At 65.4% G+C, this 12576-nt stretch carries 14 protein-coding genes and 1 pseudogene; 11 read left to right on the top strand and 4 right to left on the bottom strand.

The genetic code is table 11. The annotated features are described in order from the left end of the window. Nucleotides 1–17 precede the first annotated feature (17 nt). Nucleotides 18–1139, top strand: coding sequence for an efflux RND transporter periplasmic adaptor subunit (locus AC1RJ9_RS27450; protein WP_492841779.1), 1122 nt, complete (start codon nt 18–20; stop codon nt 1137–1139). Then, nucleotides 1136–4213: an efflux RND transporter permease subunit gene (locus AC1RJ9_RS27455; RefSeq protein ID WP_492841777.1), complete on the top strand. Its 3078-nt coding sequence runs from the start codon at nt 1136–1138 to the stop codon at nt 4211–4213. Before AC1RJ9_RS27450 ends, AC1RJ9_RS27455 begins: the two co-directional genes overlap by 4 nt. Nucleotides 4214–4419: 206 nt before the next feature. On the opposite strand, the gene AC1RJ9_RS27460 is transcribed toward AC1RJ9_RS27455, so the two are convergent. Then, on the bottom strand, nt 4420–4860 hold the full coding sequence (locus AC1RJ9_RS27460) for a VOC family protein (protein WP_492841775.1): 441 nt from the start codon (nt 4858–4860) through the stop codon (nt 4420–4422). Between the two features lie 296 nt (nt 4861–5156). Between AC1RJ9_RS27460 and AC1RJ9_RS27465 the strand changes: the two genes are divergently transcribed. After that, nucleotides 5157–5957, top strand: a complete 801-nt coding sequence (locus AC1RJ9_RS27465) for an RT0821/Lpp0805 family surface protein (protein WP_492841773.1) — start codon at nt 5157–5159, stop codon at nt 5955–5957. 342 nt (nt 5958–6299) lie between these two features. Here AC1RJ9_RS27465 and AC1RJ9_RS27470 read toward each other — a convergent pair whose 3' ends face one another. Both AC1RJ9_RS27470 and AC1RJ9_RS27475 read right to left on the bottom strand, forming a co-directional pair. Beyond that, nucleotides 6300–7280: an NAD(P)H-quinone oxidoreductase gene (locus tag AC1RJ9_RS27470; RefSeq protein WP_492841771.1), complete on the bottom strand. Its 981-nt coding sequence runs from the start codon at nt 7278–7280 to the stop codon at nt 6300–6302. Then, nucleotides 7277–7831, bottom strand: coding sequence for a hypothetical protein (locus tag AC1RJ9_RS27475; RefSeq protein ID WP_492841769.1), 555 nt, complete (start codon nt 7829–7831; stop codon nt 7277–7279). The genes AC1RJ9_RS27470 and AC1RJ9_RS27475 overlap by 4 nt, the downstream gene beginning before the upstream one ends. A gap of 127 nt (nt 7832–7958) precedes the next feature. Here AC1RJ9_RS27475 and AC1RJ9_RS27480 point away from each other — a divergent pair, with 127 nt between their 5' ends. From AC1RJ9_RS27480 to AC1RJ9_RS27505, 6 genes and pseudogenes are all read left to right on the top strand, one after another. After that, nucleotides 7959–8879 carry a LysR family transcriptional regulator gene (locus AC1RJ9_RS27480; protein WP_492841767.1) on the top strand — a complete coding sequence of 307 codons (921 nt, stop codon included), beginning with the start codon at nt 7959–7961 and terminating at the stop codon, nt 8877–8879. Nucleotides 8880–8977: 98 nt separating this feature from the next. Continuing rightward, a pseudogene (locus AC1RJ9_RS27485) lies at nt 8978–9091 on the top strand (integrase core domain-containing protein); the annotation flags it as partial. Nucleotides 9092–9196: 105 nt separating this feature from the next. Then, nucleotides 9197–9400 (top strand): hypothetical protein, encoded by a 204-nt coding sequence (locus tag AC1RJ9_RS27490; protein WP_492841765.1) that lies wholly within the window; start codon nt 9197–9199, stop codon nt 9398–9400. A 49-nt stretch (nt 9401–9449) separates the two neighbouring features. Next, complete coding sequence (locus AC1RJ9_RS27495; protein WP_492841763.1) at nt 9450–9650, top strand: hypothetical protein; 201 nt, start codon at nt 9450–9452, stop codon at nt 9648–9650. A gap of 300 nt (nt 9651–9950) precedes the next feature. Then, nucleotides 9951–10637: a hypothetical protein gene (locus tag AC1RJ9_RS27500; protein WP_492841761.1), complete on the top strand. Its 687-nt coding sequence runs from the start codon at nt 9951–9953 to the stop codon at nt 10635–10637. Beyond that, entirely contained in the window at nt 10634–11032 is a 399-nt protein-coding gene (locus tag AC1RJ9_RS27505; RefSeq protein WP_492841759.1) for a P63C domain-containing protein, read from the top strand. Before AC1RJ9_RS27500 ends, AC1RJ9_RS27505 begins: the two co-directional genes overlap by 4 nt. A 7-nt stretch (nt 11033–11039) precedes the next feature. Here AC1RJ9_RS27505 and AC1RJ9_RS27510 read toward each other — a convergent pair whose 3' ends face one another. Continuing rightward, a complete protein-coding gene (locus tag AC1RJ9_RS27510) occupies nt 11040–11390 on the bottom strand; it encodes a hypothetical protein (RefSeq protein ID WP_492841757.1) in 351 nt (116 codons plus the stop codon). 98 nt (nt 11391–11488) lie between these two features. On the opposite strand from AC1RJ9_RS27510, the gene AC1RJ9_RS27515 reads away from it, so the two are divergent. Continuing rightward, nucleotides 11489–11671 (top strand): helix-turn-helix domain-containing protein, encoded by a 183-nt coding sequence (locus AC1RJ9_RS27515; protein ID WP_492841755.1) that lies wholly within the window; start codon nt 11489–11491, stop codon nt 11669–11671. 98 nt (nt 11672–11769) lie between these two features. Continuing rightward, the gene (locus AC1RJ9_RS27520; protein ID WP_492841753.1) at nt 11770–11955 is read left to right on the top strand and encodes a hypothetical protein; all 186 of its coding nucleotides are present in this window, start codon (nt 11770–11772) and stop codon (nt 11953–11955) included. Nucleotides 11956–12576 lie beyond the last annotated feature (621 nt).

Here is a 12576-nt window from a genome sequence, read left to right on the forward strand (position 1 = left end):
ACAAGGAAGCATCTCTGATGAGCGATCGATCGGCCGTCGCTCCGCCCATGAGGCGGCGTCTCCTCGGCCCGGTCAGCGGTCGGCTCGTCGCGGCGGCGGCGCTGTTGGCGGCGGCCGCCGCTGGATTGATCCTCTGGGCGGCGAGGGGCGACGACGCGCCCGTTCCGGTGCGGGCGGTCCCCAGCCTGACGGTCTCCACGACCTCGCCCCAAAAGGTCACCTGGCCGCGAACGGTGTCAGCCTCCGGCGTCATCGCCCCCTGGCGGGAGGCCAGCGTCGGCACGCAGATTGGCAGCTACCAGCTGGTCGAGGTGAACGCCGAGGTCGGCGATCAGGTCCGGCGCGGCCAGGTGCTGGCGCGGATCAATCCCGCCCTGTTGCGCGCCGAGGAGGCTCAGCTGCTCGCGCGCCACGACCAGGCCCAGGTCAACCGTCATCGGGCGTTGGCGTTGCGCGCGAGCGGCGGCGTCAGCGAGCAGGAAGTGCTCGCCGCCGAGACGGAAGCCAAGGCCGCGTCCGCCCTGCTGGCCGCCAAGCGGCTGGAGCTGCGCTACACCGCCGTGCTGGCGCCCGATGACGGCGTGATCACCGCGCGCGCCGCGACGCTGGGCGCGGTCGCTCCCGCCGGCCAGGAGTTGTTCCGCATGATCCGCCGCAGCCGGCTGGAGTGGCGGGGCGAGCTGACGGCCGGGCAACTGCGCGAGGTCGCCGCCGGGCAGGTCGTCACCCTTTCGCTGCCCGATGGAACCCAGGCGAGCGGCGTGGTGAGGCGGCTGGGTCCAACGATGGACGGCGCGTCCCGCCTGGGCGTGATCTACGCCGACGTCGCGGGCGGCGGCCGGGCGCTGGCTGGCATGTACGTCGCCGGAGTCATCACCGTCGGCTTGGCCCCGGCCCTGACCGTGCCGGCGCCGTGCGTCGTGATCCGCGATGGGCGCAGCTACGTGATGGTGCTCGACGAGCGCCCCGGCCCGCCCAGCGTCCGCATGCGGAGCGTCAGGACCGGACGGCGGGACGATTCCGCGATCGAGATTCTGACCGGCCTGACCGGAACCGAGCGCTTGGTGTTCGGTGGCGCGGGCTTCCTCAAAGACGGCGACGTTGTCCGCGTGGCCCACACCGAAGGATACCGTCGATGAATTTCGCCGCCTGGTCGATCCGCAATCCCATTCCGGTCATCCTGCTCTTCGTGGTGCTGTCGATCGCGGGTCTGCGGGCTTTCAATCTGCTGGCCATCCAGGACCTTCCGGACCTGTCGCCGCCGTCCGTCAGCGTCAATGCGAACCTGCCTGGCGCCACCCCCGCCCAGCTCGAGACCGAGATCGCCCGGCCCCTGGAGGACGCTTTGGCCGCGGTCGACGGCGTGCGCCACGTCACGACCGTGATCAATGACGGGGCGGTTCGGATCGAGGCCAGTTTCGCGCTGGACAAGCCGCTGTCCGATGCTCTGATCCAGACCAAGGACGCGGTGGACGGCATCCGCTCGGACCTGCCCACCGACATGCTGCAGCCGACCGTCGAGGCCGTCACGTTCGGCACGGCCCCGGTGCTAATCTACGCCGTCCAGTCCTCGCGCATGGACGAGGCGGAGCTCTCATGGTTCGTCGACGACACCCTGGGCAAGGCGATCCGCGCGGCGCCCGGCGTCGGCAAGGTCGAGCGGCTGGGCGGGGTCACCCGCGAGGTGCGCGTCACCGTCGATCCCACGCGCATGGCCGCCCTGGGCGTGACCGCCGGCGACGTCTCCCGCGCCCTGCGGCAGGTCCAGCAGCAATCGTCGGGCGGTCGCGGTCAACTGGGCGGCCAGGAGCAATCGATCCGCACCGTGGCGGTCGTCGCCCAGGCGTCCGACCTAGCGGCGCTGCCGATCGTGCTCGCTGACGGCCGCCAGGCGCGGCTCGACCAGTTGGCCAGCATCGAGGACGGCGCGGCCGAGCGCACCCAGGCGGCCTTCCTGGATGGCAAGCCCGTGGTCGCCTTTCAGGTCTATCGGGCTCGGGGCGCGGACGAGACCAAGGTCGCCAAGGGCGTCTACGCCATCCTGAACCAGCAGATGGGCAAGACGCCGGGCCTGGCCCTGCAGCCCGTCGGCGGGTCCGTCGACTACACGCTCGAGCAGTATCACGGCTCGATGTCGATGCTGTATGAAGGCGCGCTGCTGGCCGTCATCGTGGTCTGGCTGTTCCTGCGCGACGGGCGGGCCACCCTGATCGTCGCCACGGCGCTGCCGCTGTCGATTCTGCCGACCTTCGCGGCGATGTTGATGTTCGGCTATTCGCTGAACACCCTGACTCTGCTGGCCCTGGCTGTGGTCATCGGCATCCTGGTCGACGACGCTATCGTCGAGGTCGAGAACATCGAGCGCCACAGGCGCATGGGCAAGCCGGTCCGCGAGGCGACCGAGGACGCGGTGGCCGAGATCGCCATGCCGGTGATCGCCACCACCCTCAGCCTGGTCGCCGTCTTCCTGCCGACCGCGATGATGCCCGGTTTCGCTGGGCTGATCTTCAAGCCGTTCGGCTGGACGGCGGTGATCGCGGTGCTGGCCTCGCTGCTGGTCGCGCGCCTGCTGACGCCCATGCTGGCGGCCTACTTCCTGAAGGACACGGTCATGCCCGAGTCAGAGGACGGCTGGGCGATGCGCCGCTACCTGTCGGCCGTCGACTGGTGCCTGTCGCATCCCAAGATCACCGCCGCCGCGACCGTGGCCTTCTTGGCCGGCTCGCTGGCGCTGACTCCCCTGATCCCGACCGGCTTTCTGCCGCCGGACAATCGCAGCCTCACCGAGGTGTCCGTCGAACTGCCGCCGGGCGGCGGGCTCGACGTTACGGTCGCGGCGACGGAGGACGTGCGACAGGCCCTGAGCGGCGTGGAGGGCGTGCGGGGGATCTTCGCCGCGATCGGGCAGGGGGGAGGCGAAGACTCCGGCGGCGTGCCTGAAGTGCGTCGCGCCACCTTGACCCTCAGCCTGGCGCCCCGCGAGCACCGCCCAACCAAGACGGCTATCGAGGCGACGATCGGGGAGCGGCTCAAGGCGGTCCCGGGCGCTCGGTTTGCCGTCGGCGACGGCGGCGGCGGCCGGCTGGACCTGATCCTGGCGGGCGACGACCCACGGGTGCTGCAAGCGACCGTCCAGCGCCTCGAACGCGAGATGCGGACCATCCCCGGTCTGTCGAACATCAACTCGACGGCCAGCCTGGAGCAGCAGGAGATCGTCATCCGGCCCGATCCGCAACGGGCGGCGGAACTCGGCGTCACGGCCGAGGCCGTTGGCGAGACCGTCCGGATCGCGACAAGCGGGGACTTCGACGCCCAGGTCGCGCGGTTAAACCTGGAGACGCGGCAGCTCTTCATCCGAACCCGGATCGCCGACGCGGCGCGGCGCGATCCGACGACCGTCGGCGCGCTGCGGGTGGCCGGGCGGAGCGGACCGGTGTCGTTGGCCAGTATCGCCGACATCTCGGTCGAGAGCGGTCCCTCGCGGATCGACCGCTTCGATCGCCGCCGGCACGTGACCATCACCGCCGACATGAACGGCGTGCCGCTGGGCGAGGCGATGGCGCGGGTCAATGCACTGCCGGCGGTCCAGGCCATGCCCTCGGGCGTATCCCTGATCCCGGCGGGCGGGGCCGAGATGGGCGAGGAGCTGGGCGTCGGGTTCGTCACCGCCCTGATCGCTGGCGTGCTCTGCATCTACTGCGTGCTTGTGCTGCTGTTCCGAGACTTCCTGCAGCCGGTCACCATCCTGTCGGCGCTGCCGCTATCGATCGGCGGGGCCTTCGTGGCGTTGCTGCTGGCGCGCAGCTCGCTCAGCATGCCGGCCATGATCGGCCTCGTGATGCTGATGGGGATCGTGTCGAAGAATTCGATCCTGCTGGTCGAGTACGCGCTGGTCGGCATAAAGGACAAGGGGCTGTCGCGACGGGCGGCGCTGGTCGACGCCTGTCACAAACGCGCCCGTCCGATCATCATGACGACCGTTGCGATGGTCGCCGGCATGGCGCCGATCGCGCTGGGCTTCGGCGCCGACGCCAGCTTCCGCCAGCCTATGGCGATCGCGGTGATCGGCGGCCTCCTGACCTCCACCTTCCTCAGCCTGCTGGTCGTGCCGGTGGTCTTCACCTTCGTGGACGGGTTCGAGCGGCGGATGCGCCAATTGTTTATTCGGCCGTCCATACGGGCATTCTCGACACGAGAAGAACGTGAAGCATAGCCGCCGCAAGCGTCAGACTTCGGCCATACCGACTGGGTCCGTTCACGTCCGGCTCGCGGACCGAGCTAAGCTCCGCAGGGCGGCGATCTCGACCGCCGCCGCCCCGACACTGAAGATCGAGTTTCTGGAGGCGCGCCAATGTCCGTTCATGGCGTGCTTGGACCCTTGGAGTTGCCGGCGAGGAGCGCCAGGGCGTGCTTGTGCGCCTAGATCCCTTGCGGTGGACGACCGTGGCGTTTCACCTTTTCCAGAAAGTACATGCCCTCGAGCTTGAGCCCGTCCGGGTCAAGGAAGAAGACAGCGTAATAGCCCTCGCCATAGCTTGGATAGGCGGCCGGTGGGTCAACCACGGTGACGTTCTCCTGCTGGAGAAAGGCTCCGAGCTCGTCCACCTCCTCGCGGGCGCCGAGCTCGAAGGCGTAGTGATGGTAACCGATGTCGCCGGTGCGATGGGGCCGGGCGCGGGCTTCGGCGTCCGCCTCGGTGATCCAGAACATGGTCACGCCGTTGTTCCATCCGACCGTGCGGTCGAACTCCCACTCGCGCACGAAACCCAGGAAGGTCAGCAATCGGTCGTAGAAGCGACGCGAAACCTCGAAGTCGCTCACCCGGATGGCGAGATGGTCGATCCCAACAACTCTGGCCATGGCGCCTCCTCGACGAAGAGGCAGCATGGACGCCAAAGGGCGGTCCAAACAATCTCCGATCTCTTCGTGAAACGAATGTCGTTTCTGGACCGGTAGGAGAGTCTGGTTGTGGCGCGCCCCCGTCTCTGTCTTCGTGGCGGCTATCCGTGAAGCCGAGCCAGTCCTTCGGTTGATTGAAGTCAATGCGGCATCGAACGCAGCAGGAGCCAATGCAACCTTGGTTCAGCGTAAGAAACGTCCAACGCGATGGCCGGTTAAGACCTTGGTCCGCCGCCCGCCCTTTGAGGACCAAGCCCATGAAAGCTACCCTCACCACCGCGCTTGTGCTCACGCTTATGAGCACCTCCGTCTCCATGGCTCAGCCGAGCTACCCTGGCCGGCCCGATCAAGACAACTATCGCAGCCAGTATGGCGACCAGTACGGCGGACCCCGGTATTCCCGCGGTGACCGCCTCCCCGACCAGTATCGCCAGACCCTCTACGTGGTGAGCGATTGGAAGCAGCGCGGTTTGAGGAAGCCGCCGAAGGGCTACCAATGGGTCGCCAATCGGCGGGGTGACCTGTTCCTGGCGTCAAAGGTCACCGGCCAGGTCGCCCAATCCGCCTATCGCGACGAGCGCGACCAGCAGTGGAGCCAGCGATACCAGCGGACCTATTCCTACAACGACGATGTCTACTATCGCGAATGCCGCAACTCCAAGGATCCGGCCGGCGTCCTCATCGGGGCCCTGATCGGGGGGCTGCTCGGCAACGCCGCCGGGGGCAGCGGAAGCCGCACGGGGACTACCGTGGCCGGCGTGATCCTGGGCGGCGTGGTCGGCGCGGCGCTCACCAAGGACATGGACTGCGACGACCGGAGTTACGCCTACAAGGCCTACTATAACGGCTTCAACTCCGACCGTCCGGGCAGCCGGCACCCATGGCGCAATCCCGGCAACGATCATCGCGGCGAGGTCCGGATCGGGAGCTACTACAACGACCCCCGCGGCTTCCGCTGCGCCGACTTTACACAGGTCACCACCATCCAGGGCCGGACCCAGACGACCCGCGGCCGAGCCTGCCGCCAGCCGGATGGCTCCTGGGCGGTCGTCGGCTGAAGGAAAGCGAGGCGTGTGGACGAGGGGGCGGGTTTCAATCGAAGCCAGGGCATCCACACGTCCCGCCTGTTTCAGCTAGGCTGCTGCACCATATGTCCGCCATGGGTCGGCGCCAGTCTCACGAGCTGGGGTGCTGAACGTCCGGTTCCTGGAGGCGAGACAACAGCAGCCAATGGCGCGCCTCGGCCAGAGAACCGGATGATGGCGAGGACAGGGGCGGCCAGTAGTCGGGACCGTTATGTCGGTCAGGTGGCGCACAAGGTCGATCAGAGGCGCCTGGCAGCGCCAGGTCCCGGGAGGCGAGCCAAGTTCCGGTCCTGGCGCGTGCATGCCGCCTAAGTCTCAGGGCGCCAGGATGATCTTGCCGAAGCCGCCGCCACGCTCCAGCCGCCGATGCGCCTCGGCCGCCTGATCCAGCGGCAGAACCGTATCGATCACCGGCCTCAGTTCGCCTTTCGCCAGGCGCGGCAGCGCACCAGCGGCGAAGCGGGCGACCATGGCGCGCTTCTCCTCGAGGGTGCGTGATTTCATCACGGTGCCGATCAGGCGCAGGTGGTTATGCAGCAGGAGATCCAGCGGGATCGCGGCGTCGGCGTCGCCGCTGAGGATCCCGACCTGCACCAGCCGGCCGCCCGGCGCCAGGCTGCGCAGGTTGCGCGCCAGGTACTCGCCGCCAATGAAGTCGATCACCGCGTCCACGCCCGCCCCGCCCGTCAGGCGCAGGGTCTCGGCCTCGAAGTCGGCGGCGCGGTAGTCGATCACAGCCGCCGCGCCCAGACGCCGCACGTCCGCCGCCCGCTCGGCCGAGGCTGTGGCGTAGACGCTCGCGCCCAGCGCCCTGGCGATCTGCACCGCGGCTGAGCCGATGCCGCCGGCCGCGGCATGAACCAGCACGTGCTGTCCCGGGCGGACTTCGGCCAGATGGGCCACGGCCTCCCAGGCGGTGACGAAGGCCTCCATGACCCCGGCCGCCTGGACGAGCGGAAGGCCGCTCGGGACCTTAACGGCCATGCCGTGATCGACACGGGCGAACTCCGCATAGGCGCCGCCGCCGACGATCGCCATCACCGGATCTCCCACGCTGAATCCCGTGACCTCGGCCCCGACCTCGATCACTTCGCCGGCGAGCTCCAGGCCCAGCAAGGGGCTCTCGCCAAAGCTCTGGTCACCGTAGAAGCCGGTGCGCTGCATCAGGTCGGCGCGATTGACGCCGGCGGCGGCGACGCGGACCAGAAGGTCCGTGGCTCGCAGCTCCGGAGCGGGCGCCTCGACCAGCCGGAGGACATCCGGCGGGCCGAAGCGGTCGTAGGCGATGGCTCTCACGACGCGGCCTCATCGGCGCGAGCCAGGGCGCGGCGAGCGATGCTCTCGGCGAACATCGGCGTTTCGCGACGATTATGGTCGCCACCGGCGGCTTGGCGCGCGGCGGCGGCGTGGTCGTAGTCCAGGCCATGTTCGGCCAGGAAGTCCATGAACACGTCGGTGGGGTGGGCGGTGACGCGATTGGTGTAGCGGGTGCGCTTGTCGTCGATGGCTTCGGCGATCAGCTCCCAGATGACATTGACCTGGGTGCGGCCGTTGGCGGTGAAGACGTCCGAGATCGAGTTCATCCGGCAATAGGTCGGGCCGGCCTCGTCGGCCACGTAGTGCTGGACCACCAGGCCCGAGCCGATCTGCTCGACATTGATCGACATGCGCCGGCCGTCGTCGGTGGTGGTCACGCCCGCCGCGATGTGATCGGGCGCGCAGCAGCGCAGGTATTCGGCCTCGGGCAGGGTGAACAGCCAGTCGGCGATGTCGATCTTTTCGATCGGAACGTCGATCTCGTGGCTATAGGCCGATTGCGAAAGGATGCGATCGAGGACAGTGACCATGACGGTTGCTCCTGGTTGTTGGCTCGGCGAGGCGGAAGCGCCGCGTCCGATGAGCCAGACCATGCGACCGGGGACGGCGCGTGATAACGCAGCCATTGCCCGCAACCGTTTTGCCCCTGGAGCAAAGATGAAGGATCCAAGGTTCGCCGAGTTCGTGGCCGTCTTTGTCGATGTCGTGCGCGCCGGCAGTTTTTCCGGGGCGGCGCGGCGTCGGGGCGTGACGCCTTCGGCGATCGTCCGGCAGATCGACGCCCTGGAGCACGGTCTGGGGGTCCGGGTGCTTGTACGCTCGACCCGGGCTCTGGCGATGACCGACGCCGGCCAGAGGCTGTTCGAGCGGGGGCAGCGGCTGATCGACGATCTTGTCGACGTGCACGCCGAGATCGCCGCCTTCGACGGCGCGGTCGCCGGCGTGCTGCGGGTCGCCTGCTTTCCCACCTTCGGCAAGCGTTATGTGCTGCCGGTGGCCGGCGCCCTCATGCGCGAGCACCCCGGTCTATCGGTTGAGCTGGACCTGACCGAGCGCCTGGCCGACCCGGTGCTGGATCGGCTGGACGCGGTCATCCGCATTGGACAGCTGACCGACAGCGGCCTGATCGCCACCAAGCTTGCCGATCAGGCGAGGCTTCTGATCGCCAGTCCGGACTATCTGGCCCGATATGGCGCGCCCGGCTCTGTCGAGGACCTGCGCGGTCACCGGCTGCTCGACAAGTTGCACGGGGCCGATCTCTTGGGCTGGACGGACCTTCTGGGCGGCGCGGCTGGTCAGCCCAACTGCGGTCAGGTGGTGTTCCGGTCCGACGACTTCGAGGCGCTGCGGCTCGCCGCCAGGGAAGGGATCGGCGCAGCGCTGTTGCCCAGTTGGGTGGCGGGGCCGGATGTCCGAGACGGCAAGCTCACGCGGCTCCCACTGGATGATGAGCCTTGGAACAGTCGCCCGAGCGGCATCTATCTGCTCAGAGCGCTGCCTGAGCCCTCGGCCAAGCTCCGGGTCTTCATCGACGCCTTGCGGGCCGCCATCGGATCCCCGCCGGTCTGGACGCCGTAACGCCGCTCAGCGTCCGGATTCGGACGAGGAGCCAATGGCGGCAGTTGGCGCGACGCCGCCGGAGATGCAGACGTCGCGATCGACGGAGAAGGGTACCCGACGAGCTGCTGAATGAGGCCCTGTTCTTCAGCCTTGAGCACTCCCGCCAGAAGCGGGCCGCCTGGACCTTCGACTACAATACCAGCCGGCCACACTCGTCGATCGGCCAACAACTGTCGATCTTGGTGAACTCTCGGTGGTGACGCAGTTTGAGATAGCCGGTTGATAAGCCGCAGCGCGGGCGGCTCGGTCGGTGGGCGAAACCAAGGAGATCGCCCATGTTCTACCGAACTGAAACCATCCACCTGCGTCGCGGCGCCCAACATCTCTCGATCGGCTGCGAGTTCACCGAAACCTGCAAACGCTACGTCGGGAGCATCGATGGCTCCGCGTGCGTGACCTCGATGACGCGGGAGGGGGCGGTTTCCGCTCTCCTGCGCCATGTCGTGTCCTGCTCGGTCCACGCCGGCGACATCCTCTAAGCCTGTGGTACCCTTCCCGGCCTGCCTCTTGCAGGTCGGGAACACTCCCATGACGAAACGCGCCCCTACCGATCCCGAAAGCGAACGTCTGGCGACGATCAAGGCCGCCAAGGCGTTCGTGGGCCACGATGAACCGATCAATGCGGAAGAGGCGACGATCGTCGAAGAAACGCGTCGCGAACTACCTAGGGCAAATAGGAAGCTGTTGATTGAGCAGGTCCGGTCGCTCGCGAAACGCAAACAGTTTTGACTAAGAATATCTATTAATATTTATCGTTTCGTATTCCATAATGGGATTTATGTTGCTGATGTGCAACGTGATTGCGCCCGCATCAATCTGATTTTGAGTTAAACTAAGCCTTAAAGTTGAAATCGATCCACTCATGAGCGATCTCCGTCGTGCCCCAAGAGCGGGCTTTGCGACCTAGGAGAACTGCCATGGATATTTGCTTCTATTTTGGGACTGACCGACAGCGGCCAGCGATGGCGCTTGGCGAATAGACTCGACGCGCGGCTCCGCGCCTACATTCTACACTCCCTCTGCGAGGGTATGTCCCAGCGCTCATGTGAGCGCATCTTCGGCGTCAGCCAGAACACCGTCGCCAAGCTGTTCGAAGAAGCTGGCGACATGGCGATCGCCTATCTGGACTCGCTGAGCGACCTGACCGTCGAAAAGATTCAGGCCGACGAACTCTACGCCTTTGTCGCCGCGCGCAGTTTCAACGTGAAGGACATGGCGGCGCCAACGCCCGGCGCCGGTACCGTCTGGACCTATCTCGCGGTCTGCGCCGAGACCAAGTTCATTTTGACCTACCACCTTGGCGACCAGGGCATCGACCACGCCACGAGATTCGCGCGACGCCTCGCCAGCAAGCTGAAGCGCGAGGACAACGGCGATTTCGTTGTCCGACCGACCATCATCACGGACGGCCTCGGTGCCTATCCGCAAGCCATGGATCGGGCCTTCGGCAGCGACCTGAACTTTGGCGTCCTGAATAAGCGGTATTCGAAGGTCGACGCCAAAGGGAACCGCCTCACGGGCGGGCGTTACGAGGGAGCGATCCGGACGGCCGTCATCGGCGATGTCGCCGAGCACGACATCCACACCAGCTATATTGAGCGCCAGAACCTGAACGTACGGATGGGCGTCCGGCGCTACGGCCGCAAGACCAACGCCTTCTCAAAGCGCTTGCTCAACCACGAGCGCCATCTGGCCCTATGGGTGCCCTCCAGGTGAAGCTGCGCGCGTTCATCGTCGAAGAGCTTCGCGCCTGGGAAAAGACCTTTCCGGATGAACTATGGGAGGAGTTCGGTCGCCTTACAAACTGGTCCGGCCCGCTTCATAGTCGTCCCAAGTGGTGGGGCCGCTTGGTGACCGAACTAATCTACGACACCCTCGACGCGGACGTTGCGAAGTATCTTCGTGAGAACAAGCCACCTCCAGGCATTCATTGGCATCGCCAACTGACCCAGGACCTAGGCGTCAGGCAACTTGTTTCGCGATGCTTTGAGGTTATCGGCATGGCTAAGACCTGTCAGGACATGCGCGAGCTTCGCGACCGTGTTGCTTTCCACTACGGGAAAAAGCCTATCCAGTTGACGTTCTATCTTCCCTCGCCTCAGCGGGGGTAAGGGGCCTCTACCGTAGATCGATCAGCGTGGAGCCGTCGTCCTGGTAGCAACCCCGGTCCGCCTGCACGGCCTTGCTCGGCGCCCTGACGAACTCCCCAGTCTTGGTGTTGAGGAGAAAGGGTTGCCGGGCGGAGCCGAACAGGGCCTCCCCACAATAGAGGCGGTTGCGGTCGTCGATACGGAACTGGCGGGCGTAGATGATGCTGGTCGTCTTGCCCGTCTGCTGGAACATCATCTCCTCCAACATCCCCACCATCTGCCGCCGGTACTGCTGGAGCGCCTGGGTTACGGGGTCTTGGGCTTGGGCACCCGACACGCCGATCAAGCCGAGCATCAAGGCCAGGGGAAGAATACGCATTAGAACCTCCGCCAAAATCGTAACTATAGTTACTGGCTAGAAGTTGCAGATTCATTGCCGCTGCCCCTATGCGTTTGGGGCAGATTTTCGGGAGAAACGTGCGTCGGCTGCGCAAGGAGCGCGGGCTGAGCCAGGAGGCTTTGGCCGATGAGGTCGGGCTTGCCGTTACCTACGTCGGCCAGATCGAGCGCGGACAGCGAAATCCGACTTTGGATGTCGTGGAGCGTTTCGCGGAAGTGCTTACCACGCCCCCACTCCTCCTTTTGACCGAAGAGAAGTAGGCAATAGGCACCCCCTTAAGTTGAAAATGCTGGGCTTTTCGAAATGAGTCGATAGTCTGGATGAGCCTCTTCGACGAGGGCTGCTTTTGGAGGTCAGCATGACGTTTGCGACAGGAGAAATCCTGCCTACACCAGATGGCCCTAAGCCTTTTGCGGTTGTATTCGCGCATGGCGACAAGGTGCTGACGACGGTGCCTGTAGACTCAGTTGCTGAAGGAGAGGCTTGGATTTTGGAAGTTCTTCCTAAGCTGCAACAGTTCGCGCGAGATGAGGGCCACCTCTAATAACTTGAAGCTGCGCGACGCACTGTTGGTGTCGAAATGGTGGAACACTGGGGGCAAATTTGAGTAACATCGCTACGACGCCGAACGTTGTCCTGCGTGGCTATGGTCAAGCATCCGAAATGGGATGCCCTCGCTGCGGAGCGTTTAATCTGCATCATCTCAGCGTCACGATGTTTGATCGTTCAGAGGATGCGGAAACGCTTATGCGAACCTCCATCACAGGTCGCGGCGTCGCCATGGATGAAATGCCATCCGCAGGATCAGGTAACCCTAGCTCACGGCGTGATGGCGTTGTGATCCGGTTCTACTGTGAGCAATGTAGCCGATCAGTCGAAGGCGACATTATCGAACTGACCATAGCTCAGCATAAGGGATCGACGGAGATGGGTTGGCGTTACTCCCCCAGAATCCGCTAAGTATAACTTTAGGCGGCTTTAAGACCGAGGGATCGATCATGTCAAACCGTATGGACGTAGATCAGAACCAAGACCACATCGGTGGAATTTTGAATGGGACGTTCCTCCTAAATGTTGCGACATGCTTGGTAACCCTCCGCCGAAGGCCGCCTTGTCGGCGTGAGGGCTGATGCGGATGCTGCGCGCTTAAGTCGTACCTATGAGC

Source organism: Caulobacter sp. GW822-FHT07D08 (assembly GCF_058798735.1).

Excerpts from the sequence above, each read along its gene's own strand:
- AC1RJ9_RS27460 (WP_492841775.1), bottom strand. The coding sequence starts at position 4,860 with ATGGCCAGAGTTGTTGGGATCGACCATCTCGCCATCCGGGTGAGCGAC.
- AC1RJ9_RS27475 (WP_492841769.1), bottom strand. The coding sequence starts at position 7,831 with ATGGTCACTGTCCTCGATCGCATCCTTTCGCAATCGGCCTATAGCCAC.
- AC1RJ9_RS27510 (WP_492841757.1), bottom strand. The coding sequence starts at position 11,390 with ATGCGTATTCTTCCCCTGGCCTTGATGCTCGGCTTGATCGGCGTGTCG.
- AC1RJ9_RS27500 (WP_492841761.1), top strand. The coding sequence starts at position 9,951 with ATGTCCCAGCGCTCATGTGAGCGCATCTTCGGCGTCAGCCAGAACACC.
- AC1RJ9_RS27450 (WP_492841779.1), top strand. The coding sequence starts at position 18 with ATGAGCGATCGATCGGCCGTCGCTCCGCCCATGAGGCGGCGTCTCCTC.
- AC1RJ9_RS27455 (WP_492841777.1), top strand. The coding sequence starts at position 1,136 with ATGAATTTCGCCGCCTGGTCGATCCGCAATCCCATTCCGGTCATCCTG.
- AC1RJ9_RS27465 (WP_492841773.1), top strand. The coding sequence starts at position 5,157 with ATGAAAGCTACCCTCACCACCGCGCTTGTGCTCACGCTTATGAGCACC.
- AC1RJ9_RS27495 (WP_492841763.1), top strand. The coding sequence starts at position 9,450 with ATGACGAAACGCGCCCCTACCGATCCCGAAAGCGAACGTCTGGCGACG.
- AC1RJ9_RS27490 (WP_492841765.1), top strand. The coding sequence starts at position 9,197 with ATGTTCTACCGAACTGAAACCATCCACCTGCGTCGCGGCGCCCAACAT.
- AC1RJ9_RS27520 (WP_492841753.1), top strand. The coding sequence starts at position 11,770 with ATGACGTTTGCGACAGGAGAAATCCTGCCTACACCAGATGGCCCTAAG.
- AC1RJ9_RS27480 (WP_492841767.1), top strand. The coding sequence starts at position 7,959 with ATGAAGGATCCAAGGTTCGCCGAGTTCGTGGCCGTCTTTGTCGATGTC.